Genomic DNA, 24,014 nt, shown 5'->3' on the forward strand with positions numbered 1-24,014 from the left:
GGCCGGCAACCCGCAGCCCTGCAATTCCCTGGGATTGCCGGCCAGCGGCCGGCACTACCGGAAAGCCCTCAGGCGTGCAGGGCGCGGGCGTGGTGGGCGACGTGCTCGCCGATGAAGCTGGCGATGAAATAGTAGCTGTGGTCGTAGCCCGGCTGCAGGCGCAGGGTCAGCGGATGGCCGGCTGCGCCGCAGGCCTGCTGCAGGCGCTGCGGCTGCAGCTGGGTCTGCAGGAACTCGTCCGCCTCGCCCTGGTCGACCAGCAACGGCAGGCGCTCGCTGGCCGTCGCCAGCAACGCACACGCGTCCCACTGCGCCCAGTCGGCTGGGTTGTCGCCCAGATAAGCCGTGAACGCCTTCTGCCCCCACGGTACGTGGCTGGGCGCGACGATCGGCGAGAACGCCGACACACTGCGGTAGCGCCCCGGGTTGCGCAGCGCGATCACCAGCGCACCATGGCCGCCCATCGAATGGCCGCTGATCGCGCGTGCATCGGTCACCGCGAAGTTCGCCTCGATCAGCGCCGGCAGTTCCTGCGCCACGTAGTCGTGCATGCGGTAGTGCTTCGCCCACGGAGCACGGGTGGCATTGAGGTAGAAGCCTACCCCCTTGCCCAGGTCGTAGCCTTCGGCATCGGCCACGTCATCACCGCGCGGGCTGGTATCCGGCGCGACGATGATCACACCGTGCTCGGCCGCATAGCGCTGCGCGCCGGCCTTGGTGATGAAATTCTGCTCGGTGCAGGTCAGGCCGCTCAGCCAATACAGCACCGGCAGCTTCTGCGTTTCCGCCTGCGGCGGCAGGTACACGGCGAACTGCATGTCGCAGCCCAGCGTGGTGGAATGATGCCGGTAGACGTCCTGCCAGCCGCCGAAACAGGCGCGGTGTTCAATGCGTTCCATGATGCTCTCCTGCGCGGCGGCGTCAGCCGTCACGTGTGTTGATCAACTCATCCAGCTGCGACAGCAGGCGCAGAAGCGATTCGACGCCAGGCTGGCCATCCAGATTGCGGTACGCCGCCACCGCCACGTCGCTGCGCGGTGGCCATTGGCCGTCAGCGCGGGCTTCGTGCAGGCGCGGCAGGAATACCTGCGCAAGCCAGTGCTCGAACGGCATGCCATCGTCGCTGCCGAAGGCCGAAGTCACCGCACGCGGTGGCCCCACCTCGCCGTCGACCCAGCCTAGCGCACGCAACGCCTGCTCGATCGGGTCGACCAGGGCCGCGCGCGGATCTTCCGCACGCGGCCGGCGCAGGGCATCGAACCAGCCCACGCCGCGGCTCAGTAATGGACCACCGAACGGATCGACTTGCCTTCATGCATCAGGTCGAAGGCGTCGTTGATCCTGTCCAGGTCCATGGTGTGGGTGACGAACGGGGCCAGTTCGATATCGCCCTTCATCGCATCCTCGACCATGCCCGGCAGCTGGCTGCGGCCCTTCACGCCACCGAAGGCGGTGCCCATCCACTTGCGGCCGGTCACCAGCTGGAACGGGCGGGTGGAGATCTCCTGCCCGGCACCGGCCACGCCGATCACCACGCTCTGGCCCCAGCCACGGTGCGCGCATTCCAGCGCCGCGCGCATCACGTTGACGTTGCCGATGCACTCGAAGCTGTGGTCCACACCCCAGGTGGTCATTTCCACGATGACCTGCTGGATCGGCTTGTCGAAGTCCTTCGGGTTGATGCAGTCGGTGGCGCCGAATTCGCGCGCCAGTTCGAACTTGGACGGATTGGTGTCCACCGCGATGATGCGGCCGGCCTTGGCCTGGCGCGCACCCTGGATCACCGCCAGGCCGATGCCACCCAGGCCGAACACCGCCACGCTGTCGCCTTCCTGCACCTTGGCGGTGTTGTGCACCGCGCCGATGCCAGTGGTGACGCCACAGCCGAGCAGGCAGACGTGCTCCGGGTTGGCGTCCGGGTTGATCTTCGCCAGCGAGACTTCGGCCACAACGGTGTACTCGCTGAAGGTCGAGCAGCCCATGTAGTGGTACAGCGGCTCGCCGTTGTAGCTGAAGCGGCTGGTACCGTCGGGCATCACGCCCTTGCCCTGGGTGGCGCGCACCGACACGCACAGGTTGGTCTTGCCGCTCTTGCAGAACAGGCATTCGCCACACTCGGCGGTATACAGCGGAATCACGTGGTCGCCCGGCTTGACGCTGGTCACGCCCTCGCCCACTTCCACCACGATGCCGGCGCCTTCATGGCCCAGCACCACCGGGAACAGGCCTTCCGGGTCATCGCCGGACAGGGTGAACGCGTCGGTGTGGCAGACACCGGTGTGGGTAATCTTCACCAGCACTTCGCCCTTCTTCGGCGGGGCGACGTCGATCTCGACGATCTGCAGCGGCTGGCCGGGACCAAAGGCGACGGCGGCACGGGACTTCATGATGGCTTCTCCAGGATCAGGCGGAAATGGGATACAGCGTGAGCGGCGCGACGTCGCGCCGTCGTTATTTCAGGTACGAGCGGATCAACGCGCTCATGTCGCGCACGCGTTCGGCGCGTTGTTCGTCGGAGGCGGCGGGCTGGCCGAATTCCTCGCGCAGATGGGCCTCCATCACCTCGGACATCAGGCCGTTGACCGCGCCACGGATGGCGGCGATCTGCTGCAGCACCGGCCCGCAGTCGGCGCCGGCTTCCAGCGCGCGGTCCAGCGCATCGCACTGGCCGCGGATGCGGCGCACGCGGGCCAGGACCTTCTTCTTCTCTTCGGGGGAGTGCGGCATGGCGAGGCCACCTCTGAACTATACTGGGGGATAGTATATATGCAAAAAGCAGAAGGGTTGACGCAATAGGCTGCTTGGCAGCTCTACGCCGGGTGCCTGCAGAAACCAGATGCAGCCACCGCACTGTCCTAGATGCACGTCATCCGCCGCGAGCTGGCCCAGCTGCCGCCGGCCCATGCCATCTGGTCGTTCGATGATAGGTAGCTGGAGCACGACCGATGGCGGCGCTCCGGCCTACCGGGTTCAGGCCTCCTCGCGCACGTAAGCGAACGACTCGTCCAACCGCTCGAAGCCGATCACATCAGCGACGATGGCCTGTGCGTCGTCTTCGCTGATGTTTCCTTCTTCAATATCGTCAACGCGGGCGAACAACCGCTGCAACGCCGCGAACTGGTCGCCGCGCAGGAACGACTGGTGGCTCTGCAGCCAGCGCTGCAGATTGCCGGCCAGCTCGCCATGCGACAGCAGCGTATACGGCGCTTGGTAGTCGGCAACGGCTTCGACCATCTTGCGGAACAGGAAATCCTGGTAGTTGGCGGCCAGCACATCGGCACGATCATCGTCATGCCACACCAGCACGACGGGCGGCTCGGCAGAATCGGGCGCGTTGCTCCAGAAGCAGTAGCTGTCGCCGCCGCCGGTCCGCGCGAACGGCAGCAGCTGCAGGTCGGGACGCAGGGGATTGTAGTGGTCCTCGGCGGTCAGCTCCTGCCACGCTTCGAGCAGCTCATCGTGTTCCAGCGGTTCGTATTCCTGGGCGTACAACAGCACCGGTGGATCCGCCTGCAGCGTCGGGAACACCACCTCGGACCAATCCGGATGCGAACTGCCCCAGCTCAACCGGCCTGCTACCTGCAACTGCTTGAACAAAGGGGGGAAGGCCTGCCCGGTGGCCTGTTCGATGTCAGAGAGTGCGCTCATGGAAGTCCTTGTCGATGGAGGTCGCCCAGCTTGCCCGAATCCTCGCAGGAGATGAACCGGCAGCAACAGGTGGCGGGACTAGACTGCAACCACCGGATGCAGGAAATCACTGCCATGAACGCCACTGCCCGCAACTTCATCATCAACATCGACGTGCCCGACCTGGCCGCCGCCGAAACGTTCTACCTGGCCGCGTTTGGATTGCGCATCGGTCGTCGGCTCGGCCCCGGCGCGGTGGAACTGCTCGGTGGGCCAACACCGCTCTATCTGCTGCAGAACGAGGCTGGCAGCGCCGCCACCGAAGACGGCGACGTGCGTGACTACGAGCGCCACTGGACCCCGCTGCACCTGGACTGGGTGGTGGAGGACATCGACGCCGCGTTGATGCGTGCGGTCGCGGCCGGGGCGATGCTCGAGCAACCGGTGCGCGAGCGCCGCTGGGGCCGTATCGCCGTGCTGGCCGATCCGTTCGGGCACGGCTTCTGCCTGATCCAGTTCAGTGGCGAAGGCTACGACGCGCTGGTCGAATGAATTGCCGTCTGCATTGCGGGCGCCAATCCACGCATGGCGCGGGTCTACTGGTCTGGTCCTGGTGGACGCCATCCGGTAGGTGCCGACCGTTGGTCGGCACTCCTGCAGCACCTCACTCCCGCAACATATCCACGAACGCACGCAACGCACCGGGCATCTGCCGTTGCTTCGGGTAGTACAGCGCAAACCCGGCGAACGGTTCGCTCCAGTCTTCCAGCACCGCCACCATCTGCCCCGATTCGATATACGGCCGCGCGGTGTCTTCCAGCACGTAGGCCAGGCCGATGCCATCAAGCACCGCGCCGACCACGGTGCCCTGCTCGCTCAGCGTCAGCCGTCCGGGCACGTCGATTTCCAGCGCCTGCCCACCGCGCTCGAACTGCCACTTGTACAGATGCCCGCTGGCAAAGCGGAAGCGGATGCATTCATGCGCGGCCAGGTCGCGCGGATGCAGCGGCGCCGGATGCCGCCGCAGGTAATCCGGCGAGCCGACGATCAGCCCACGCAGCGGCGGCCCCATCGGCACCGCCACCATGTCCTCGGGCACGAACTCGTGCAGGCGCACGCCGGCGTCGTAGCCCTCGGCGACGATATCGACCAGCCCATCATTTTCGGTCAGCTCCACCCGCACGTCGGGATGGGCGTGCAGGAAGCGCGCCAGCCGAGGCCGCAGCTGGGTCGCCACCGCCGCGCGGGTGGCGTTGATCCGCAGCAGGCCGGCCGGGGCGGCGCGGAAGTGGTTCATTTCTTCCAACGCGTCATGCACCTGCCCCAGCGCCGGCTGCAAGCGCTCCAGCAGGCGCTGCCCGGCCTCGGTCAGGGCCACGCTGCGCGTGGTGCGGTGGAACAGGCCCACGCCCAGTCGTTCTTCCAGCGCGCGGATCGCATAGCTCACCGCCGAGGTCGACAGCGCCAGCTCGGCGCCAGCGCGGCGGAAGCTGCGGTGGCGGGCAACCGCCGCGAACGCGGCCAGGTGGGAAAGGTTGTCAGTGGCCATGATTGTGCAGTTTCACTTGATGAATCATGCCGATATCCACGCTTCTTGCCATTGGGAACGCGGCGTATTGTAAAGCGCCTTTCGATAAACCCTGCCAAGGATTCCCCATGTCCCTCGCCCGTGGTTACGCCGCCCATTCCCATACTGCTCCGCTGGTCCCCTATGAGTTCGAACGCCGTGCGGTCGGTCCCGACGATGTGCGCATCGAGATCCTCTACAGCGGCATCTGCCACTCCGACCTGCACCAGGCCCGCGATGACTGGGGTGGCTCGATCTACCCGATGGTGCCGGGCCACGAGATCATCGGCCGCGTCACCGAGGTCGGCAGCAACGTCACCCGCTTCAAGGTCGGCGACCACGCCGGCGTGGGTTGCATGGTCGACTCCTGCCGCCACTGCGACGCCTGCCAGCACGACCTGGAGCAGTACTGCGCCGAGGGCGCGACCTGGACCTACAACGGCCGTGAACGCGAAAGCGGCGCACCGACCTACGGCGGCTATTCCGACCACGTGGTGGTAGAGCAGCGCTTCGTGGTGAAGGTCTCCGACACCCTCGACCTGAAGGCGGCCGCACCGCTGCTGTGCGCCGGCATTACCACGTGGTCGCCGCTGCGCCATTGGAAGGTCGGCCCGGGCCAGAAGGTCGGCGTGATCGGCCTCGGCGGCCTCGGCCACATGGGCGTGAAGTTCGCCAAGGCGCTCGGTGCGCACGTGGTGATGATCACCACCACCCCGGAAAAGGGCGCCGATGCCAAGCGCCTGGGCGCCGATGAGGTGCTGGTCTCGCGCGATGCGGCGCAGATGAAGGCGCACGCCGGCAGCTTCGACTTCCTGCTCAATACCATCCCGGTCAGCCATGACACCAATCCGTACATGGGCCTGCTCAAGCGCGAAGCCACCATGTGCCTGGTGGGCGTGCTGACCGAACTGGACCCGCCGTTGACCGGCGGCAGCGTGATCTTCGGCCGCAAGCACCTGACCGGCTCGGCGATCGGCGGCATGGCCGAAACTCAGGAAATGATGGACTTCTGTGCCGAGCACGGCATCGTCAGCGATGTGGAGATGATCGACATCAGGAACGTCAACGAAGCCTGGGAGCGCATGGCGAAGAACGATGTGCGCTACCGCTTCGTGATCGACATGGCGACGTTGAAGAACGCGGCCTGAGCCAAGACGGATCTGGAAATGAAAAACCCCGGCAATGCCGGGGTTTTTCTTTTGGGTAGTGCCGGCCGCTGGCCGGCAACCCCGCATGACGGTCAGTACGCGAACTCGCGGAACACCGGATCGACGTCACCATGCCAGCGGCCATGGAACAGCGCCAGCTTGCGCTCGGCCGGGGTCAGGCCGGATTCGACGATCTCCTGCAGCACGTCCAGGAACTTGCTCTCGTCCTGGCCATCGGCATTGCGCGCCGCACGGCGCTTGAGGCCTTCCACGGAAATCCTTACCGCTTCCCGGGCCAGGTCGCGCACCGTGCCGTTGCGGAACGGCAGGTTCATTGCATGCTTCGGCACGCCGTCACGCAGCGCATGGCGCTCGGCCAGGGTGAAGTCATGCACCAGGTCCCAGGCAGCGTCCAGCGCAGTGTCGTCGTACAGCAGGCCCACCCAGAACGCCGGCAGCGCACACAGGCGGCTCCACGGGCCACCATCGGCGCCGCGCATTTCCAGGTACTTCTTCAGGCGCACTTCCGGGAACGCGGTGGTCATGTGGTCCGACCAGTCGCGCAGGGTCGGCAACGCGCCCGGCAGCACCGGCAGCTTGCCCTGCATGAAGTCGCGGAAACTCTGCCCGCTGGCGTCGTGGTAGGTGCCGTCGCGATAGGAGAAGTACATCGGCACGTCGAGCAGGTAATCGACATAGCGCTCGTAGCCGAATCCATCCTCGAACACGAAGTCGAGCATGCCGGTGCGGTCGGCGTCGGTGTCGGTCCAGATGTGCGAGCGATAGCTCAGGTAGCCGTTCGGCTTGCCTTCGGTGAACGGCGAATCGGCGAACAGCGCGGTGGCGATCGGCTGCAGCGCCAGCGACACGCGGAACTTCTTCACCATGTCCGCCTCGGTGGCGTAGTCCAGGTTCACCTGCACCGTGCAGGTGCGGGTCATCATGTCCAGGCCCAGCGAACCGACCTTGGGCATGTACGCGCGCATGATCTTGTAGCGGCCCTTCGGCATCCACGGCATTTCATCGCGCTTCCACTTCGGCTGGAAGCCCATGCCGAGGAAACCCAGCTGCAGTTCGCCGGCCACCTGCGCCACTTCGTTGAGGTGGGTGCCGGTCTCCACGCAGGTCTGGTGGATGGTCTCCAGCGCCGCGCCGGACAGCTCCAGCTGGCCGGCCGGTTCCAGCGTCACCGAGGCCCCATCGCGCAGCAGGGCGATGGTGCGGCCATTCTCCTGTACCGGCTCCCAGCCGAAGCGGACCAGGCCGTTGAGCAGTGCTTCGATGCCGCGCTCCCCCTCGAAGGTCGGCGGGCGCAGGTCATCCAGGCGGAACCCGAACTTCTCGTGCTCGGTGCCGATGCGCCACTGCGCGCGGGGCTTCTCGCCCGAGGCGATCACCTCCACCAGCTGCGAGCGGTCGGTAATGGGGGTATCGGCGACGTGGCTGGGGCTCGACAAGGGGAAGGCTCGCTGGACAGTGGCGGGGGATGTGGGGCTCGCGGCCTTCCATCGCAAGGGCGCACTATAGCGTGGCACCTCGTTGCGTCATGCGACGGTGACGGGTTTCAGCATCCTACCGACGCCCTCTTGACCCTCGTACACTCAACGTCATGAGCCGCCATTCACGACACCCCGAACTGCACCGCTCCGAGCGCGTCGGCTGGCTGCGTGCCGCCGTGCTGGGCGCCAATGATGGCATCGTCTCGGTGGCCGGCCTGGTGGTCGGCGTGGCCGCCGGCGGCGCCTCCGCTACCACCATCCTCGCCACCGGCGTGGCCGGCACCGTGGCCGGCGCGATGTCGATGGCCGCCGGCGAGTACGTCTCGGTACAGACCCAGGCCGACACCGAGGACGCAGACCTGGCAATGGAAAGGCGCGAGCTGCGCGAAAATCCGCACAGCGAGCTGGAGGAGCTGGCTTCGATCTACCGCCACCGCGGCCTGGAGCCTGCGCTGGCACGGCAGGTGGCCGAACAGCTCACCGCCCATGATGCGCTGGGTGCCCACGCCCGCGACGAACTGGGCATCACCGATACCCTGCGCGCCCGCCCGCTGCAGGCAGCGCTGGCCTCGGCCGGTGCGTTCACCTGCGGCGCGGCGCTGCCGGTGCTGACCGCCCTGCTCGCACCGGTCGACAGGGTCGCACTGATGACCACGGCCAGTACCCTGCTCGGCCTGTGCCTGACCGGCGCAGTGGCGGCCAGGGCTGGCGGCGCACCGCCGGTTCGCGGTGCGATCCGGGTGATGTTCTGGGGCGCATTGGCGATGGCCGCGGCGGCCGGCGTCGGTCGCCTGTTCGGTGCCCACGTGTCATGACCGCCATGCTGCCACCGGCCACCGCACTGCTGGCCGAGATGGCCAGCCTGGCCGGCTGCGCACGCGCCGAAGGTTATGCGTGCATCACCGCTCGGCGCGAACATGGCGCCAGCTCGGTGGAGATTCCACAACCACAGTTCGCGATCCTGCTGGAAGGCCGCAAGCAGGTGCGTACCGCGCACCAGTCGCTGGAGTTCATCCCCGGCGACATCCTGCTGCTGACCCAGCGCTGCCGCATCGATGTGGTCAACACCCCCGACCCACGCAGTGGCCGCTACCTCAGCGCCATCGTGCCGCTGTGTGCCGAAGTGCTGGCGGCCGCACGTACGCTGTGGAGCGGGGAGCTTCCCGCCGCCGGTCATGCGATGGCGCGACTGCCGTTGATCGATCATGGCGAGGTGCTGCGCCAGTGGCGGCAATCACTGCAGGACGGCCGTTACAGCGAAGCGCGGCTGGCCCTGGCCTCGTTGGTACTGACCCTGTGCCGGCAGGGCCACGGCAACCTGCTGCTGCCGAAGGCGCCGAGCCTGGGCGAACAGATCCGCGACCGCATCGCCGCCGAACCGGCTCGCGACTGGCAATCGCGTGATGTGGAAGCGCTGTTCGCGCTGAGCGGCGCGACCCTGCGCCGTCGGCTCGCCGCCGAGGACACCAGCCTGCGCCAGCTGCTCACCGAGGCCCGGCTGGCGCATGGCATGCAGCTGCTCTACACCACCGACCTGCCGCTGAAGACCGTGGCCGCACGCGCGGGCTACCGGTCTGCGGCCAGTTTCAGCAAGCGCTTCGCCGAGCAGTACGGGCTGGCTCCCACAGACATTTGAGGGGGTTCAGCAGGGCTTGCAGCCCTGCACCTGCAGACGCGACGGCAACAGCCGAAGCAACAGCAACAGCGTGCATTCCGTGAGGTGGCGGGACGGTGTCGGAGTGCGGGGACGCCGCAAGTACGTCCCTGTAGGCTTGGCAGCCGCATCCATGCGGCTGACACCCCGCACTCCGACACCGCCCCACCTCTGACAGATCGTCGCGGCTGTTGGTAGGTGTCGACCTTGGTCGACACATCTGTCAGACATCGAAATCGATCTGACCCCAAGAGAATTTCCAACAGATCGCGGAAAACTGTCGAAGGCGGTGTGGGTCCGGTTGCGGGGGCGTGAGCCGCATGGGCCCGAGGCATGCCTCGGGCGGGTTGGGCAGGACGCCCAACCCCGGCCTTGCCGTGTGCGCAGGAAAGCGCACACGAGCAAGCGGCGACCGAGCTTACATGGACGTACTTGCAGCGTCCCCCGCAACCGGACCCACCCCGCCATCCCACAGAGATCCAGCTTTTGACGTTGCTTTGGCTGCGGCGGTTGCCTCTGCGGGTGCAGGGCGCAGCCCTGCAGACAACACCCCTTCCCTGAGCATTCCGCGCAGTGGTTTGAGCGCCGCGCACACGCCGGCCGCGGCACGCTAATGCAGCAACGGAATCGCCCGTCGTCCACCGAGAACCGCCATGACCCTGCGCCACCTGCCCCTGCGCACCGCCCTGCTGCTGGCCCTGTCCGCCCTGCCACTGGCCGCGCTGGCCGAAGCCACCTCGCCCGCGCCCACCCAGCAGGTGCCCGGCGTCTACCACCAGCGCGTCGGTGCGCTGCAGGTCACCGCCCTGTTCGACGGCGTGGTCGCGCTGGGCCGGCAGGAAGTGGTCGACGTGCCGCCGACACTGGTCAGCCGCCTGTTGGAAGGCCGCTACGTGCCCGAAGACAAGAAGGGCCTGCAGACCGCGATCAACGCCTTCCTCGTGCGCCAGGGCAACCACCTGACCCTGGTCGATACCGGCACCGCGCAGTGCTTCGGCCCCGGCCTGGGCCAGGTGCTGGGCAACCTGCGCGCCTCCGGCGTGGACCCGGCCGAGGTGGACGAGGTGCTGCTGACCCACGCCCATCCGGACCACCTGTGCGGGGTGCTCGATGCGCAGGGCAAGCCGGCCTACCCGAATGCCACCGTGTGGCTGTCCAGGGCCGATGCCGACTACTGGCTCAATCCGGCCAGCGAGGCTTCTGCGCCGAAGGGTGTGCGCTTCGCCTTCCCGCTGGCACGCAACGCGGTGGCGCCGTACCAGGCCAGTGGCCACCTGCGCACGTTCAACCCCGACGATGCCGTGCCCGGCGGCGCGGTGGCAATGGACACCCATGGCCACACCCCCGGCCACGTCTCCTACCGGTTCGACAGCCAGGGCCAGTCACTGCTGGTGTGGGGCGACGTGCTGCACTTCCATGCGGTGCAGTTCGCGCACCCGGAGGCCGCGTTCGAGGCCGATTCGGACCGCAAGGCGGCCATCGCCAGCCGTCGCGGGCTGCTGCAGCAGGCCACCGCCAACGGCTGGTGGGTGGCCGGTGCGCACCTGCCGTTCCCCGGCCTGGGCCACGTCCGCAGTGAAGGCCAGGCCTATGCGTGGGTCCCGGCGGAGTATTCGCCGTTGAAATGACCTCGTGTAGCGCCGAGCCCATGCTCGGCTACCACGCGCAGCGTGCCGGGATTCCGCAGCCGAGCGTAGGCTCGGCTCTACAGGAAGGCAGGGAAGGCCTTATTCCAGCCCCAGCCAGCCGCCGATCACGGCGCGCGCTTCGTCCACGCCGGTACGGTCTTCGCCGGAGAACACCTGCACGCTGACGCTGTCACCGTAGGCCGATTGCAGCTCCTTGCGCACCTTCTGCAGGGACTGCATCTGCTGGCTGCGGCTGAGCTTGTCGGCCTTGGTCAGCAGGGCGTGCGCCGGCAGGCCGCGCTGCACGGCATAGGACAGCATCTGCCGGTCGTAGTCCTTCAGCGGATGACGGATGTCCATCACCACCACCAGCCCCTTCAGGGCCTCGCGGGTGCGGAAGTACTTGTCGATGAAAGCCTGCCAGTGCGCCTGCAGGTCCAGCGGCACCTTGGCGTAGCCGTAACCGGGCAGGTCGACCAGATGCGCCTCCGGGGTGACCTGGAAGAACACCAGCTGCTGGGTACGGCCGGGGGTCTTGGAGACACGCGCCAGGGCGTTCTGGCGGGTCAGCGCGTTGAGCGCACTGGACTTGCCGGCGTTGGAGCGGCCGGCGAAGGCCACTTCGGCCCCTTCGTCGGGCGGCAGCTGCCGCACGTTATGGGCCGAAAGGTGGTAACGGGCGCGTTCGATGAGCAATGACATGTGCCTAGGATCGCATGTTGCGGCGCCGCGCGCCCGTGCCGGCGGCCTTTGCGGGCATTTTGCTGCACTGCTGCGTTGACCGTGCGCGGAAACGGCGTTGATAATCCGAACGATGCCGGCGGCCACCGCCCGGCCCGGTCCATACGGAGCTTCAGCATGCGCCACGCTCGCGTTCTTGCCGTATCCGCCCTTGCCACTGCTGTAGTCGTTGCCGCTGCTGCGTTCGCGCAGACCACGTTGACCCCGCTGCCCGACAATGGGCCGATCAACACCGCCTCGCTGGAGGTGGATTTCAGCAAGACCCACTGGGGCGATGCCAAGGCCGGCCAGGCCAAGGCCTCGGCCTGCGCGGCCTGTCATGGCGTCGACGGCAATTCCACGGTGGACATGTATCCGTCCATTGCCGGCCAGAGCGAGCGCTACGTGGCCCAGCAGATGGCCCTGATCGCCAATGGCCAGCGCAGTTCCGGCGCGGCAGTGGCGATGGTGCCGTTCGTGCAGAACCTCACCCCGCAGGACATGCGTGATATCGGCGCCTACTTCGCCACGCAGAAAGCCAACGCCGGCATCGCCGATGACACGGCGGTGACCGAGGGCCCGTACAAAGGCATGAAGTTCTACGAGATCGGCCAGCAGCTGTACCGCGGCGGCGATGCCAAGCGTGGCCTGCCGGCCTGCATGGCCTGCCATGGCCCCAGCGGTGCCGGCAATCCCGGTCCGGCCTATCCGCACCTCGGTGGGCAGCACGCCAGCTATGTCGCGCGCCGCCTGCAGGAGTACCAGGCCGGCCAGACCAACGAGACCGACAAGGCGCACTTCCAGATCATGGCCACGGTCGCGCAGAAGCTCAGCGAGCAGGAGGTGCAGGCGCTGTCGAGCTACCTGCAGGGCCTGCACAACAAGGCCGACGATGTGGCCGGCGCGGCCACGCCAACACAACCGGCTGCCGCCCCCTGACCACCACTGGTCGGCCCGGGCCGCGACGACGGCCCACGGCTGCGGTATGTTTCCTTCACGCCGGCGGCTGCGCCGGCGTTGCTTTTTTCAACGGAGATGCGTGTCGATGAGGTTGATTTCCCGCCTGCTGTTGTCCGTGCTGGTGCTGCTGCCGCTGGCAGCCTGCGCCGCCACCCCCGCCAATGCCCCGCTGGTCGAGGGCAAAGACTACGAGCGCATCGCCCAGCCGGGCCCGTTCCAGCCGCTGGCCGGCAAGATCGAGGTGGTCGAAGTCTTCGGCTACACCTGCCCGCACTGCGCCCATTTCGAACCGCAGCTGGAAGCCTGGGCGGCCAAGCTGCCGGCCGACGTGCGCTTCACCCCGGTCCCGGCGGCCTTCGGCGGTGCCTGGGATGCCTGGGCCCTGGCCTACTACGCCGCCGATGAAGTCGGCGTGGCCAAGCGCAGCCATGCCGCCGTGTTCAAGGCCCTGCACGAGCAGGGGTCGCTGCCGATGCAGAACGTCTCGGCCGATGAGCTCGCCACCTTCTACAAGGCCTACGGCGTGACCCCGGACCGCTACATCCAGGCCCTGCGCGGCGATGCCGTGCAGAAGAAGGTCGACGCCGCGCGCGCGTTCGCCCAGCGCACCAAGATCCCGGGCACCCCGGCCCTGATCATCAACGGCCAATACCTGGTGCGCGGCGAGAGCTTCGACGACCAGCTGCGCATTGCCTCGGCGCTGATCGCGCAGGCGCGCGCCGCCCGCGGCCGCTGAACCAACACCCACCACCGACACGGCGTTGTCGCCGCCGCATGTCATCATTTCCCCTTGGCCGGCGCTTGCCGCCGGCCCCACCTTTCCAGATGCTGGAGACGTTTCCATGAAGATCCGTTACGCCCTCGCCCTCGCCCTCGCAGCGCTGCTGCCGATCCTGGCGGCCTGCAAGGCCGACGACGGCAGCACCAACACCACCGCGGCCCCGGCCGAACCGGCAGCCACCCCGGCAGCCACCACCGAACCGGCTGCTGCGCCGGCAGCGGGCAGCGAAGGCGCCGCGCCGGCTGCCGCTGAAGGCGAGAAGGCCCCGGCCGAAGCGGCGCCGGCCGCCGCACCGGCCCCGACCACCGCCGCACTGACCGGCCCGGCTCCGGTGGAAGGTGCCGACTACCAGGTGATCCCGAACGGCCAGCCGTTCCAGCCGGCCGCCGGCAAGATCGAAGTGACCGAGATCTTCGGCTACGTCTGCCCGGCCTGCGCCGCGTTCCAGCCGCTGGTCGGCCCATGGAAGGCCGGCCTGCCCAGCGACGTGAACTTCGTCTACGTGCCGGCCATGTTCGGCGGCACCTGGGATGACTACGCCCGTGCCTTCTACGCCGCGCAGACCCTGGGCGTGCAGGAGAAGACCCACGAAGCGCTGTACGCCGCCATCCACTCGCAGAAGACCCTGAAGGGCGAGCGCGGCCGTGACTCGGTGGAAGACATCGCCAAGTTCTACGCCGCCTACGGCGTCGATCCGAAGCAGTTCGCGGCCACCATGGGCAGCTTCGCGGTGAATGCCAAGACCAACTCGGCCAAGCAGTTCGCCCAGCGCAGCCAGATCAGCGGCACCCCGTCGATCATCGTCAACGGCAAGTACCTGGTGAAGGGCAAGAGCTTCCCGGACATGCTGCGCATCGCCGACCACCTGATCGCCCGCGAACGCGGTGCGGCCCAGGCTCACTGATCCAAGAGAAGCATTTCCCGGCCGTGAATTCCCCCCGTACACGGACCCTGCGCTTGCTGACGGCCAACATCCAGGCCGGCTCAAGTACCCGCCGTTACAGCGACTATGTGACCCGCAGCTGGTCACATGCGTTGCCGGCGGGTCGCAAGCGCAGCAGCCTGGACGCGATCGCCACCCTGGCGCGCGAACATGACATCGTCGGCCTGCAGGAGGCCGACCCGGGCAGCCTGCGCTCGGGCTTCACCAACCAGACCCATTACCTGGCCCAGCGCGCCGGCTTCAACTACTGGAGCCACCAGCCGAACCGGCGCATGGGCGGGGTCGCGTCCAGCGCCAATGGCCTGCTGAGCAAGCTCGAACCGGTGGAAGTGCAGGACCACGCCCTGCCCGGCCGCATCGGCGGGCGCGGCGTGCTGCTGGCCAAGTTCGGCGACGGTACCGACGGCCTGGCGGTGGCGGTGGCGCATCTGTCATTGGGCGCGGGATCGCGGATGTCGCAGCTGGGCTTCATCGCCGAGCTGCTGTCCGACCACCCCAACGCGGTGCTGATGGGCGACTTCAACTGCCTGGCAGAACGCCCGGAAATGCAGGTGCTGTACCAGAAGACCCGGCTGCAGCCGCCCGGCTGCATCGTGCCGACCTTCCCCAGCTGGCGCCCCGACCGCGCCATCGACCACATCCTGGTCAGCAGTGGCCTGCAGACCCGCACCGTGGAAGCCATACCGGCCGCGTTTTCCGATCACCTCGCCCTGGCGATGCAGATCGACGTCCCGGCCGACGCCCTGCGCTGACCGCCCCCCCCCTGGTAGGTGCGGACCGTTGGTCCGCACGCTTCGCGCCGGCCGCCGCCTGGCGTCCCCTAAATCAGGGCGTAAACGACTTAATCCCCTCCGTCCCTTTTTTCAGGCGGTGACCGGCACCTTCAATCGCCGCGCGGTCATCGTGCTGCCCACCGAGGCCAGCACCGTGCAACCGATCGCCAGCCACTGCAATCCATGCAGGTGCTCGTGCAGCAGCAGCATCGCCCACAGCGCGGCCACCGCCGGCTCCATGCTGATCAGGATGCCGAAGGTCTCCTTTGGCAGGCGCTTGAGCGCCATCATCTCCAGCGACATCGGGATCGCACTGGACACCAGCGCCACCAGCAGGCCGGCCGCCAGGATCTTCGGATCGAGCAGCGCGGTGCCGGCATGAACCACGCCCACCGGCACCACCACCAGCGATGCCGCCAGCAGCCCCAGCGACACCGAATGCCCGGCGTGCAGGTGGCCGGCACGCTTGCCGAACACGATGTACAGGCCCCAGCACGCCGCTGCGCCCATCGCATACAGCACGCCTGCCGGATCCAGTGCCGGCCCGCCGCCGATCGGCAGCAGCAGCAACAGCCCCACCGCCGCGCACCCCACCCAGACGAAGTCGATGGGGCGTCGTGATGACAGCATCGCCACCGTCAGCGGCCCGGTGAACTCGATGGCCACCGCGATGCCGAAGGGAATCGTGCGCAGGGCCATGTAGAACAGCAGGTTCATCAGGCCCAGGGTGAGCCCGTAGCGCAGGAGGGTGATGGCATCCACGCGGCGGGTCCTCCAGCGCCACGGCCGCCAGAACAGCAGCAGCAGCAGCGCCGAGAAGCCCACGCGCAGCGCACTGGTGCCCTGTGGGCCGATCAGCGGGAACAGGTGTTTGGCGTAGGAGGTGCCGATGGCCAGCGAGGTGACCGAGCCGAGCACCGCCAGCGCCGGCAACATCGGCGCAAGTCGTGAGGTCTGCATGGGCAAAGTCTATTGCGCCGGCGCCGAGCACTTGGCTCAATTGACAGCCCGTTCGTGCAACTTCTGCTCGCCATGGCCACCGCCCCCGTGCTCGACAGCTTCGACCGCGCCATCCTCGACCTGCTGCAGCGGGACAACACCCTGCCGCAGCGCGAGATCGCCGAGGCCGTGCACCTGTCCACCCCGGCCGTGCAGCGACGCATCAAGCGGCTGCAGGACAGCGGCGTGATCGCGGCCAACGTGGCGGTAGTCGCCGCAGCCAAGGTCGGGCGACCGCTGACCATCATCGTCGAGGTGCGCGTGGTCAGCGAGCTGCGTGAACGCGTGGCGCCGCTCAAGCGCCGCGTGCAGGACGACCCGGCCGTGCAGCAGTGCTACTCGATCACCGGCGATGGCGATTTCCTGCTGCTGCTTTCGGCCGCGTCGATGGAGGAGTACGAGGCGATCACCGAGCGCCTGTTCGGTGGCGATGACAACATCGAGCGCTTCCGCACCTCGGTGGCACTGGGAACGTTGAAGCGCAGTTTCGAAGTGCCGCTGGCCCCGGTTCTGTAGCGCTGAGCCATGCTCGACTGCGCTTTGACCACAAAGTAACAGCCGCCGAGCATGGCTCGGCGCTACAGTCGGAGACCATGAACACACCGCCCTCCCCCGCCCGTCGCCTGCGCCGCTGGCTGCTGCGCGGCCTGTGGCTGGTCATCGCGATCGTTGCCGCGATGGCGCTGTGGAACAGCCCATGGGCTGCTGCACCGAAACTGCTGTGGACACTGTCGCGGATGCCTCCGGCCACCGAGCTTCCGGTGCCGGTGGAAGGCGTGCGGCCCCGCCAGATCGCCGATACCTTCGGCGCCCCACGCGGCCGTGACCGCTCCCACGCCGGCATCGACATCTTCGCCAGGCGCGGCACCCCGGTGCGCAGTGCCACCGCCGGCGTTGTCGTGGATGTCAGCGACCGCGGCCTCGGTGGCCGCCAGGTGTGGGTGATCGGGCCCGGGCGCGAGCGCTACTACTACGCCCATCTGGACGACTGGGCCGAGGGCCTGGCGCGCGGCCAGGTGGTCCAGGCCGGCGACCTTCTCGGCCACGTCGGCGACAGCGGCAACGCCAAGGGCACGCCGCCGCACCTGCACTGGGGCATCTACGGCGCCGACGGCGCCCGCGATCCACTGCCGCTGCTGCGTTGAACACCATATGCTGCGTCGAGTCCTGCGTGAGCGCCTTCCTCGTTCATGATTTGTAAATAGGAATAGTTCGTATTACCATTTCTTTCGTTTCCGGTGGTGCCAGGACGGCCTGCCCGCCCGTTTCCCACCCGTAGCGCCTCGCCTTCTGGATGCTGGCCGAGCGCGCGTGCTCGTCCAGGACCCCCATGAACCGTTCCGCCTTCCGTATCCCGCAGCCGCAACGGCTGTCCGTTGCCGTGCTCGCTGCACTCTGCGCCGTGGCCCCGGCCGCCTTCGCCGACACCGCCGCCGACCCTACCACGCTCGACAAAGTGGTGGTCAAGGGCGAACGCGCCGAAGGCTATTCGGTGCGCCGCACCTCGGCCGGTACCCGCTTCGACCTGGCGCCGCGCGAGATCCCGCAGTCGCTCAGCATCATCAGCCACCAGCGCATCGAAGATCAGAACCTGGACGACATCATCGACGTGCTGGCCAACACCACCGGCGTCAGCAGCACCCAGTCCGACAGCGAGCGCACCGAGTTCTATTCGCGTGGCTTCTACATCGATAGCTACCAGTTCGATGGCCTGCCGACGCAGATGGTGCAGAACTGGAGCTACGGCGATTCCGGCCTGGACCTGGCGCTGTATGACCGCGTGGAAGTGGTGCGTGGCGCCACCGGCCTGCTGACCGGTGCCGGCAACCCGTCGGCGTCGGTGAACCTGGTGCGCAAGCACGCCGACAGCGCCGAACTGACCGGCAGCGTCTCGGTGAACGTCGGCAGCTGGGGCCGCACCCGCAGCACCGTGGACGTGACCACCCCGCTGAACAAGAGCGGTTCGGTGCGCGCCCGCGTGATCGGCAGCTACCTGGACACCGACGCGCAGATGGATCGCTACAACCAGCACAAGACGCTGGGCTACGCCGTCATCGACGCCGACCTGACCCCGGACACCCAGCTGAGCGTGGGCTACGACTACCAGCAGAAGCGCGCCAACGGCGCCACCTGGGGTGGTTTCCCGATGCTGTTCTCCGATGGAACCAGCACCGGCTACGACGAATCGTTCAATCCGAACCCGAGCTGGACCTACTGGGACACCACCAGCAAGCGCGCGTTCGCCACGTTGGAACACGCCTTCAACGATGACTGGAAAGTCCGCATCGGCGCCACCCACGACGAAACCAAGGCCGACGACAAGCTGTTCTACCCGGCCTACAACGACTGGGTCACCGGCGCTTCGTTCTTCGACAAGAACACCGGTGCCGGCATTTCGCCGTCGGCCGGCTTCTACAACACCGAACGCAAGGTCAATGCGGTGGACGGCTACTTCAGTGGCGCGTTCGAGCTGTTTGGCCTGAAGCACGAAGTGATGGGCGGCCTGAGCTACAACAAGCGCGAGTACGCCAACTACGGCGACTACCAGATCGGCGGCGCCGGCCTCGCCTGGGACCCCTTCTCCAGCTACCTGAACTGGAACGGCAACATCAGCGAACCGAACTGGAATCCGCTGGCCCTGGCCAGCGAAGGCACCATCACCCAGAAGGCCGCCTATGCTGCAGCACGCCTGTCGCTGGCTGATCCGCTGAAGTTGATCGTGGGCGCGCGCTACACCGACTGGAAGAGCGAAGGCGAAGGCGCCGACCGTTCGCACAAAGTCACCTCCCCGTATGCGGGCCTGGTGTTCGACATCAACGACACCTACTCCACCTATGCCTCGTACACCGAGATCTTCCAGCCGCAGATGCTGAAGGACCGCAACGGCAGCTACCTGGACCCGGTGGACGGCAAGAGCTACGAAGTGGGCGTGAAGGGTGCCTGGTTCGACAACCGACTGAATGCCTCGGTGGCGGTGTTCCGCATCGAGCAGGACAACGTCGGCCAGTCCACCGGCGAGCCGGTCATCGGCGGCACCGGCGGCGAAACGGCCTACGTGGCCGCGCGTGGCACCGTCAGCCGTGGCTTCGAGTTCGAACTGAACGGCGAACTGGCACCCGGCTGGAACGGGACCTTCGGTGCTTCGCGCTACGTGGCCAAGGACATCAACGGCGCCGACATCAACACCAACCTGCCGCAGACCGCGCTGAAACTGTTCACCAGCTACACCCCGCAGTCGCTGCAGGCACTGACCGTCGGCGGCGGCGCCAACTGGCAGAACCGCATCTACTACGCGGTGCCGGCTTACGGCCGCATCGAACAGAGCGGCTACGCCCTGGTCAGCGCCTTCGTGCGTTACCGCCTGTCGCCGGAATGGAGCGTGCAGGCCAACCTGAACAATCTGCTGGACAAGAAGTACTTCTCGCAGATCAACGGCTACGGTGCGTACGGCGATGGCCGCAATGGCTCGCTGACGTTCACCTGGGCGTTCTGATCAGACGCGGGGTACGACCGCCCCGCACCTGTAGAGCCGAGCCCATGCTCGGCTCAGAGAATCAGCCGAGTGCGGGCTCGGCGCTACATCCGCAAGGCAGCGCCGGAACTGACCGGCGCTGCCCCTCTCACATCAGAACCGCAGGTCCGCGCGCAGGTACCAGTAACGGCCACGCGGGATGTCGTAGGTCGAGGCGTCATACCCGTTCAACGAGCACGACAGGCAGATCGGCGGATCCTTGTCGAACACATTGTTCAGGCCCGCGGTCAGCTGTAGCCCCTTCATCCAGTCGATCTTGTAGCCCACCTGCATGTCGTGGAAGGTGGTGGCCGAGAGCGTGTTGGTGCCGTCGGCCTGGTTGCTGCACACCGGGAATGCCACGGCATCGCCGCAGTTCTCGGTCAGCTCGGAGATGTGCCGCACCGTCCAGTTCGCACTCCAGCGATCCATCGTCCAGGCGATGCTGGCGTTGCTGGTCCACTCCGGAATGGAGCTGTCGGCCACTTCCACGCCCGGCTTCTGCGGCTGCTTCTGCCCGGCCGCGCCGGTGGCTTCGTAACGACCGACGAACGTGTTCTTCCAGGCCAGCTTGAACTGGCCGAAGGAGGTCTGCGGCAACGTCCAGAACAGGTCCACGTCCCAGCCGTCGGTCTTGATCGAGCCCAGATTGGTCAGGCGGTTGTTGAAGCTGCTGACCGCACCGGTGCTGGCGCGGGTGATGCCATCGCAGTACACCGGGTCGAGCGTGTCCACGCACAGGTCCAGCTGGGTCTGCGCGTTGATGGCCTGGATCGCACCATCGATGGCGTGGCGGTAGAAGGTCACTTCCACATCGAAGCGCTCCGACCACGAGGCGTTGTTGCCGAACCACGGGCTCCACACGAAGCCGGTGCTGAAGCTGCGCGAGCGCTCCGGTTCCAGATCACGATTGCCGCCGGTGGTCACCGAGATCTGCGAGTTGGCCTGCTGGAAGCCGGCCGGCACGCCCAGCGCGGCACAATTGGCGGCACTGCCACGTGGCGGCGTACCGCCCAGGCCCACCGAGCACGGATCGAACAGCTGCAGGTCGGCACGTGCGGCCGAGCCGTACAGTTCGCCGATGGACGGTGCGCGGAAACCCTCGGCGTACGTGGTGCGCAGCACGAAGTCATCGGTCACCTGCCAGCGCAGGCCGTACTTGGGCGTGAACTCGCCACCGAAAGTGGAGTAGTCCGAATAGCGGCCGGCCAGGCTCAGGTCCAGCTTCTTGCCGAACGAGGAGTCGGCGAAGATCGGCACGCTCAACTCCAGGTAGGCCTCGTTGACGTCGTAGGAACCGGAGGTCGGCTGCGACGGCACGCCGTTGTAGTGGCCGATCACCGTCAGCGGATCCGGCTGGTACCAGCCCTCGTACTTGCGGTACTCGAAACCGGTGGCGAAGGACACCGGGCCGGCCGGCAGCGAGAACAGCTCGCTGGACAGGTTGGCGGTGAACAGGCTCAGCTCGTTCTGGCTGCGGTCGCGCACCACCGGCTGGATCCACTTCAGCATGTCCGGGGTGATCGAACCGACGCCACCGAAGATGTTCAACGGCACGCAGCCCGGGGTAGCCGCGCACACCGCCGGGTCACCCAGCGCCATGTTGACGTTGTAGATGTTGTAGCTGCCGTAGTTGGTCTGTTCGGCCTTGTTCTTGCTGTACATGCCGTTGACGTCCCAATACCAGCTACGGTCGGCCGCCTGGAAGTTGCCGACCAGGCCGGTGGCCACGTAGGTCGTGTTGACCTCCTGCTTGAACACGCGCGCACCGCCTTCCACCGGGCGACGGCCGATCAGGCTCATGTTGCCCGAGGACACCAGGTCGAAGCCGAACGGGTTGTACGGGTTCAGGCGCGAGACCACGATGTTGTCGGCCAACGGATTGCCGGTGGCGCCATCGGGACCAAAGAACAGCGGCTCGGGGCCGGCCTGGTTGGTCGACTCGCGGCGGTTGCCCAGTGCCTTGATGTACCACTGCACGTTGTCAGTGATGTCGAAGCGGAACTGACCGAACAGGCCCTTGCGCTCGGACGGCGTGAGCACCATGTTGTATTCGGCGAAGTTGAAGCGGTCGGCGCTGGTGAAGCAGTGGTAGTCATCGCTGCGGTTGCAGCCGGCGCTGCCGTCGTAACGCGGGTTGGGCACGCCGCTGTTGGGCACGATGTCCTGCTCGGCACCGGTGTTGGGGTCGACGAAGGCGAAGCGGCCCTGTGGAATGCCGCCGCTGCCGAAGGCCAGGCCGGTGCCCGGAATCGGGAAACGTGACTGCTCGCGATCCTTGGCGAATACCGGGTCCTGCTTGGTCCAGCTGGCGCCCAGGAACAGGCTGAAGCGATCACCGCTCTTGCCCCACGCCAGATCCACGCCCTTCTGGGTGCCGTCACCCTTGCTGTACTCACCATAGTTCAGCGTCACCTGCCCGCCATCGAAGTCGCGGCGGGTGATGATGTTGACCACGCCGGCGATGGCATCGGAGCCGTACAGCGACGACGCGCCGTCTTCCAGCACCTCGATGCGTTCGACGATGGCCAGCGGAATGGTGTTGAGGTCGGTGGCCGCACCGACGCCCGATGCGGACGACTCATTGACCCAGCGGATGCCGTCAACCAGCACCAGCACGCGCTTGGCACCCAGGTGGCGCAGATCGACCTGCGCCGAGCCGGCACCCACGCCACTGCCATCGGGCGGGAAACCGAAGTTGCCGGACGAGTTGAACTTGGCGTTGAGCGCAGAGCCGGAACCCGTGAGCTGCTGCAGCACTTCACCGATCGAGGTCAGGCCGGTGCGTTCGATATCACCGCGGGTCAGCGTCTGGATCGGCACCTGGCCTTCGACTTCAGCGCGCTTGATGCGGGTACCGGTCACTTCCACCGCGTCGAGGTTGGTGGTGGATTGTGCAGCGGCACCCAATGGGGCCAGGGCCATCACGCACAGCGTGACGGCAACCGCCAACGGGCGGTGGTGCAGGTGATTCATTCGCTCTCTCTCCAAAGGAATGTCGGGACATGGACTGCCGCGCTCCCCCTGCATGGCGGCAGCGTCTCCTTTGTAAACAAGCGGTAAAAATCACGGCGTGACGATCGACACTCTTTCACGCGGAATTGACGCAATTGCATGACATTTGCGTCAGATGAATGCCGTTTAGAACCGGACGGTAATGTTCCGCCGCTTCGCTTTGATGCTGGCCGCGACAGCGCGCGCCGGAAACTGCCGCGCGCATGAAAGTGCCTTTGCCGAACCATTTCAGGAATAGTCTGAAATTCCTTCATTCAGAAGGCCCGCTTGATCGACCCGGTGCAGACTCGCACCTCCAGCCATTCGCGGGCGGATCGATCATGAAAGCACTAACTGCCGTGCCGAGCGTCATGTTGGTGATCACGCTGCTTCTTCCTCTGGCAGGCGAATCGAGGGCAGGCGGCGTGATCGAGTGCAACAACTGCCTCTCTCCCAGCGATGCGGCCTCGGCCTCAGGAGAGGGGTTGACGGTTGTGGTGGATTTCGAGAGAGCCGAGTTGACCGCTTTCGACGTTGCACATGACCCTGAGACCAGAAGGTGGCGAGCACATCCGACCCCGGTTCCGGCGCAGATTGAAATGGCTTTTCTGCGGATCCTGGATGCGACGCTGTCAGCAGGGCAAGCGCCGCTCATGCTGCAATCACCGCATGAGCGGCAGTGAGACAACGCTCTATCGCACGAAGGCAATCCGCTCCATGCCGGTCGCCTCGGCCGCAGCCAATATCCGCGCCATGCCTTCGTACTCGGCCGCCGGATCGGTGGCGATGCGCAGCTCCGGCAGGTTGCCGGCATGTTCGCCCACCTGTGCCTGCAGGCGCGCCTGCAGCTCACTGATCGCCATCGGCTGGCCATTCCAGCTGAGCTGGTTGCCAGCGTCCAGGCGCAGCTCGATCGGCGGCGGCGGTTCGGGACGGTCGACCACCCGATCGGTGGCCTGCGGCAACTGCACGGCAATCGGCCGGGCCACGATCGGCGCGGTCACAATGAAGATGATCAACAGCACCAGCATCACATCCACCAGTGGCGTGACATTGATGTCCGCCAGCGGGTCGCTTCTTTCTGCGCTACTGAACGCCATGTGCCGCTCCCTGCAGCCGGGCCGTTCGCCCGAGGCCGACGTTACGACGCCTGCAACCCCGTGCGGCAGGGGCCTGCGCGGATTCATTCAGCTGTCGTTGCCGACGCCGG

General features: G+C 66.9%; 24 protein-coding genes. 13 read left to right on the forward strand and 11 right to left on the reverse strand.

The features are described 5' to 3' along the window. Positions 1-68 precede the first annotated feature (68 nt). The 5 genes from fghA to ACM0PK_RS17375 all read right to left on the reverse strand — a co-directional run bounded on the left by fghA (position 69) and on the right by ACM0PK_RS17375 (position 3,648). Complete coding sequence (gene fghA, locus ACM0PK_RS17355) at positions 69-899, reverse strand: S-formylglutathione hydrolase (RefSeq protein WP_414607795.1); 831 nt, start codon at positions 897-899, stop codon at positions 69-71. 22 nt (positions 900-921) lie between these two features. Then, positions 922-1,269: a YqcC family protein gene (locus ACM0PK_RS17360; RefSeq protein WP_111202283.1), complete on the reverse strand. Its 348-nt coding sequence runs from the start codon at positions 1,267-1,269 to the stop codon at positions 922-924. An 8-nt stretch (positions 1,270-1,277) separates the two neighbouring features. Then, positions 1,278-2,387, reverse strand: a complete 1,110-nt coding sequence (locus ACM0PK_RS17365; RefSeq protein WP_061479597.1) for an S-(hydroxymethyl)glutathione dehydrogenase/class III alcohol dehydrogenase — start codon at positions 2,385-2,387, stop codon at positions 1,278-1,280. Between the two features lie 64 nt (positions 2,388-2,451). Beyond that, on the reverse strand, positions 2,452-2,727 hold the full coding sequence (gene frmR, locus ACM0PK_RS17370; protein WP_005411009.1) for a formaldehyde-responsive transcriptional repressor FrmR: 276 nt from the start codon (positions 2,725-2,727) through the stop codon (positions 2,452-2,454). Positions 2,728-2,970: 243 nt separating this feature from the next. Next, on the reverse strand, positions 2,971-3,648 hold the full coding sequence (locus ACM0PK_RS17375) for an SMI1/KNR4 family protein (protein ID WP_111202282.1): 678 nt from the start codon (positions 3,646-3,648) through the stop codon (positions 2,971-2,973). 114 nt (positions 3,649-3,762) lie between these two features. Here ACM0PK_RS17375 and ACM0PK_RS17380 point away from each other — a divergent pair, with 114 nt between their 5' ends. Beyond that, a complete protein-coding gene (locus ACM0PK_RS17380) occupies positions 3,763-4,179 on the forward strand; it encodes a VOC family protein (protein WP_134970498.1) in 417 nt (138 codons plus the stop codon). A gap of 112 nt (positions 4,180-4,291) precedes the next feature. Here ACM0PK_RS17380 and ACM0PK_RS17385 read toward each other — a convergent pair whose 3' ends face one another. Then, positions 4,292-5,176, reverse strand: a complete 885-nt coding sequence (locus ACM0PK_RS17385) for a LysR family transcriptional regulator (protein WP_061479601.1) — start codon at positions 5,174-5,176, stop codon at positions 4,292-4,294. 107 nt (positions 5,177-5,283) lie between these two features. Here ACM0PK_RS17385 and ACM0PK_RS17390 point away from each other — a divergent pair, with 107 nt between their 5' ends. Further along, complete coding sequence (locus ACM0PK_RS17390) at positions 5,284-6,342, forward strand: NAD(P)-dependent alcohol dehydrogenase (RefSeq protein ID WP_061479602.1); 1,059 nt, start codon at positions 5,284-5,286, stop codon at positions 6,340-6,342. A 92-nt stretch (positions 6,343-6,434) separates the two neighbouring features. Here the strand turns inward: ACM0PK_RS17390 and ACM0PK_RS17395 are convergent, their stop codons facing one another. Next, positions 6,435-7,799 carry a glutamate--cysteine ligase gene (locus tag ACM0PK_RS17395; RefSeq protein ID WP_414607794.1) on the reverse strand — a complete coding sequence of 455 codons (1,365 nt, stop codon included), beginning with the start codon at positions 7,797-7,799 and terminating at the stop codon, positions 6,435-6,437. Between the two features lie 152 nt (positions 7,800-7,951). Here ACM0PK_RS17395 and ACM0PK_RS17400 point away from each other — a divergent pair, with 152 nt between their 5' ends. The 3 genes from ACM0PK_RS17400 (at position 7,952) to ACM0PK_RS17410 (ending at position 11,123) form a co-directional block, all read left to right on the forward strand. After that, on the forward strand, positions 7,952-8,656 hold the full coding sequence (locus ACM0PK_RS17400; RefSeq protein ID WP_088497520.1) for a VIT1/CCC1 transporter family protein: 705 nt from the start codon (positions 7,952-7,954) through the stop codon (positions 8,654-8,656). Next, positions 8,653-9,477: a helix-turn-helix transcriptional regulator gene (locus ACM0PK_RS17405; RefSeq protein WP_414607793.1), complete on the forward strand. Its 825-nt coding sequence runs from the start codon at positions 8,653-8,655 to the stop codon at positions 9,475-9,477. The genes ACM0PK_RS17400 and ACM0PK_RS17405 overlap by 4 nt, the downstream gene beginning before the upstream one ends. A 671-nt stretch (positions 9,478-10,148) precedes the next feature. Beyond that, positions 10,149-11,123, forward strand: coding sequence for an MBL fold metallo-hydrolase (locus ACM0PK_RS17410; protein ID WP_111200779.1), 975 nt, complete (start codon positions 10,149-10,151; stop codon positions 11,121-11,123). Positions 11,124-11,222: 99 nt separating this feature from the next. Here ACM0PK_RS17410 and yihA read toward each other — a convergent pair whose 3' ends face one another. Further along, entirely contained in the window at positions 11,223-11,825 is a 603-nt protein-coding gene (gene yihA / locus ACM0PK_RS17415) for a ribosome biogenesis GTP-binding protein YihA/YsxC (protein ID WP_049414655.1), read from the reverse strand. Between the two features lie 156 nt (positions 11,826-11,981). Between yihA and ACM0PK_RS17420 the strand changes: the two genes are divergently transcribed. The 4 genes from ACM0PK_RS17420 to ACM0PK_RS17435 all read left to right on the forward strand — a co-directional run bounded on the left by ACM0PK_RS17420 (position 11,982) and on the right by ACM0PK_RS17435 (position 15,279). Further along, positions 11,982-12,782 carry a c-type cytochrome gene (locus ACM0PK_RS17420; protein WP_111007821.1) on the forward strand — a complete coding sequence of 267 codons (801 nt, stop codon included), beginning with the start codon at positions 11,982-11,984 and terminating at the stop codon, positions 12,780-12,782. Positions 12,783-12,888: 106 nt separating this feature from the next. Further along, the gene (locus tag ACM0PK_RS17425; protein WP_072167154.1) at positions 12,889-13,539 is read left to right on the forward strand and encodes a thiol:disulfide interchange protein DsbA/DsbL; all 651 of its coding nucleotides are present in this window, start codon (positions 12,889-12,891) and stop codon (positions 13,537-13,539) included. Positions 13,540-13,645: 106 nt separating this feature from the next. Next, positions 13,646-14,488, forward strand: coding sequence for a thiol:disulfide interchange protein DsbA/DsbL (locus tag ACM0PK_RS17430; RefSeq protein WP_414607792.1), 843 nt, complete (start codon positions 13,646-13,648; stop codon positions 14,486-14,488). A 53-nt stretch (positions 14,489-14,541) separates the two neighbouring features. After that, positions 14,542-15,279: an endonuclease/exonuclease/phosphatase family protein gene (locus tag ACM0PK_RS17435; protein ID WP_172412138.1), complete on the forward strand. Its 738-nt coding sequence runs from the start codon at positions 14,542-14,544 to the stop codon at positions 15,277-15,279. Between the two features lie 111 nt (positions 15,280-15,390). Here the strand turns inward: ACM0PK_RS17435 and ACM0PK_RS17440 are convergent, their stop codons facing one another. Then, positions 15,391-16,260 (reverse strand): EamA family transporter, encoded by an 870-nt coding sequence (locus ACM0PK_RS17440; protein WP_414608074.1) that lies wholly within the window; start codon positions 16,258-16,260, stop codon positions 15,391-15,393. Between the two features lie 72 nt (positions 16,261-16,332). On the opposite strand from ACM0PK_RS17440, the gene ACM0PK_RS17445 reads away from it, so the two are divergent. From ACM0PK_RS17445 to fhuE, 3 genes are all read left to right on the forward strand, one after another. Next, positions 16,333-16,815 carry an Lrp/AsnC family transcriptional regulator gene (locus tag ACM0PK_RS17445; protein ID WP_088497180.1) on the forward strand — a complete coding sequence of 161 codons (483 nt, stop codon included), beginning with the start codon at positions 16,333-16,335 and terminating at the stop codon, positions 16,813-16,815. A gap of 77 nt (positions 16,816-16,892) precedes the next feature. Beyond that, positions 16,893-17,444, forward strand: coding sequence for a M23 family metallopeptidase (locus ACM0PK_RS17450; RefSeq protein WP_072167157.1), 552 nt, complete (start codon positions 16,893-16,895; stop codon positions 17,442-17,444). 185 nt (positions 17,445-17,629) lie between these two features. Further along, a complete protein-coding gene (gene fhuE / locus ACM0PK_RS17455; protein WP_414608073.1) occupies positions 17,630-19,792 on the forward strand; it encodes a ferric-rhodotorulic acid/ferric-coprogen receptor FhuE in 2,163 nt (720 codons plus the stop codon). 132 nt (positions 19,793-19,924) lie between these two features. Here the strand turns inward: fhuE and ACM0PK_RS17460 are convergent, their stop codons facing one another. Next, positions 19,925-22,735 (reverse strand): TonB-dependent receptor, encoded by a 2,811-nt coding sequence (locus ACM0PK_RS17460; protein ID WP_414608076.1) that lies wholly within the window; start codon positions 22,733-22,735, stop codon positions 19,925-19,927. A 293-nt stretch (positions 22,736-23,028) separates the two neighbouring features. On the opposite strand from ACM0PK_RS17460, the gene ACM0PK_RS17465 reads away from it, so the two are divergent. Beyond that, a complete protein-coding gene (locus tag ACM0PK_RS17465; protein ID WP_414608072.1) occupies positions 23,029-23,487 on the forward strand; it encodes a hypothetical protein in 459 nt (152 codons plus the stop codon). Positions 23,488-23,496: 9 nt separating this feature from the next. Here the strand turns inward: ACM0PK_RS17465 and ACM0PK_RS17470 are convergent, their stop codons facing one another. Further along, complete coding sequence (locus tag ACM0PK_RS17470; RefSeq protein WP_414608071.1) at positions 23,497-23,904, reverse strand: ExbD/TolR family protein; 408 nt, start codon at positions 23,902-23,904, stop codon at positions 23,497-23,499. Positions 23,905-24,014: the final 110 nt, after the last annotated feature.

The sequence above is a fragment of the Stenotrophomonas sp. FR010 genome (assembly GCF_047520755.2).
Classification (GTDB): domain Bacteria; phylum Pseudomonadota; class Gammaproteobacteria; order Xanthomonadales; family Xanthomonadaceae; genus Stenotrophomonas; species Stenotrophomonas sepilia.

Bases quoted from the DNA above. Each gene is read 5' to 3' on its own strand.
- fghA (WP_414607795.1), bottom strand. From the start codon at position 899: ATGGAACGCATTGAACACCGCGCCTGTTTCGGCGGCTGGCAGGACGTC.
- ACM0PK_RS17365 (WP_061479597.1), bottom strand. From the start codon at position 2,387: ATGAAGTCCCGTGCCGCCGTCGCCTTTGGTCCCGGCCAGCCGCTGCAG.
- frmR (WP_005411009.1), bottom strand. From the start codon at position 2,727: ATGCCGCACTCCCCCGAAGAGAAGAAGAAGGTCCTGGCCCGCGTGCGC.
- ACM0PK_RS17375 (WP_111202282.1), bottom strand. From the start codon at position 3,648: ATGAGCGCACTCTCTGACATCGAACAGGCCACCGGGCAGGCCTTCCCC.
- ACM0PK_RS17380 (WP_134970498.1), top strand. From the start codon at position 3,763: ATGAACGCCACTGCCCGCAACTTCATCATCAACATCGACGTGCCCGAC.
- ACM0PK_RS17385 (WP_061479601.1), bottom strand. From the start codon at position 5,176: ATGGCCACTGACAACCTTTCCCACCTGGCCGCGTTCGCGGCGGTTGCC.
- ACM0PK_RS17390 (WP_061479602.1), top strand. From the start codon at position 5,284: ATGTCCCTCGCCCGTGGTTACGCCGCCCATTCCCATACTGCTCCGCTG.
- ACM0PK_RS17400 (WP_088497520.1), top strand. From the start codon at position 7,952: ATGAGCCGCCATTCACGACACCCCGAACTGCACCGCTCCGAGCGCGTC.
- ACM0PK_RS17405 (WP_414607793.1), top strand. From the start codon at position 8,653: ATGACCGCCATGCTGCCACCGGCCACCGCACTGCTGGCCGAGATGGCC.
- ACM0PK_RS17410 (WP_111200779.1), top strand. From the start codon at position 10,149: ATGACCCTGCGCCACCTGCCCCTGCGCACCGCCCTGCTGCTGGCCCTG.
- yihA (WP_049414655.1), bottom strand. From the start codon at position 11,825: ATGTCATTGCTCATCGAACGCGCCCGTTACCACCTTTCGGCCCATAAC.
- ACM0PK_RS17420 (WP_111007821.1), top strand. From the start codon at position 11,982: ATGCGCCACGCTCGCGTTCTTGCCGTATCCGCCCTTGCCACTGCTGTA.
- ACM0PK_RS17425 (WP_072167154.1), top strand. From the start codon at position 12,889: ATGAGGTTGATTTCCCGCCTGCTGTTGTCCGTGCTGGTGCTGCTGCCG.
- ACM0PK_RS17430 (WP_414607792.1), top strand. From the start codon at position 13,646: ATGAAGATCCGTTACGCCCTCGCCCTCGCCCTCGCAGCGCTGCTGCCG.
- ACM0PK_RS17440 (WP_414608074.1), bottom strand. From the start codon at position 16,260: ATGCAGACCTCACGACTTGCGCCGATGTTGCCGGCGCTGGCGGTGCTC.
- ACM0PK_RS17445 (WP_088497180.1), top strand. From the start codon at position 16,333: ATGGCCACCGCCCCCGTGCTCGACAGCTTCGACCGCGCCATCCTCGAC.
- ACM0PK_RS17450 (WP_072167157.1), top strand. From the start codon at position 16,893: ATGAACACACCGCCCTCCCCCGCCCGTCGCCTGCGCCGCTGGCTGCTG.
- fhuE (WP_414608073.1), top strand. From the start codon at position 17,630: ATGAACCGTTCCGCCTTCCGTATCCCGCAGCCGCAACGGCTGTCCGTT.
- ACM0PK_RS17460 (WP_414608076.1), bottom strand. From the start codon at position 22,735: ATGGCCCTGGCCCCATTGGGTGCCGCTGCACAATCCACCACCAACCTC.
- ACM0PK_RS17465 (WP_414608072.1), top strand. From the start codon at position 23,029: ATGAAAGTGCCTTTGCCGAACCATTTCAGGAATAGTCTGAAATTCCTT.
- ACM0PK_RS17470 (WP_414608071.1), bottom strand. From the start codon at position 23,904: ATGGCGTTCAGTAGCGCAGAAAGAAGCGACCCGCTGGCGGACATCAAT.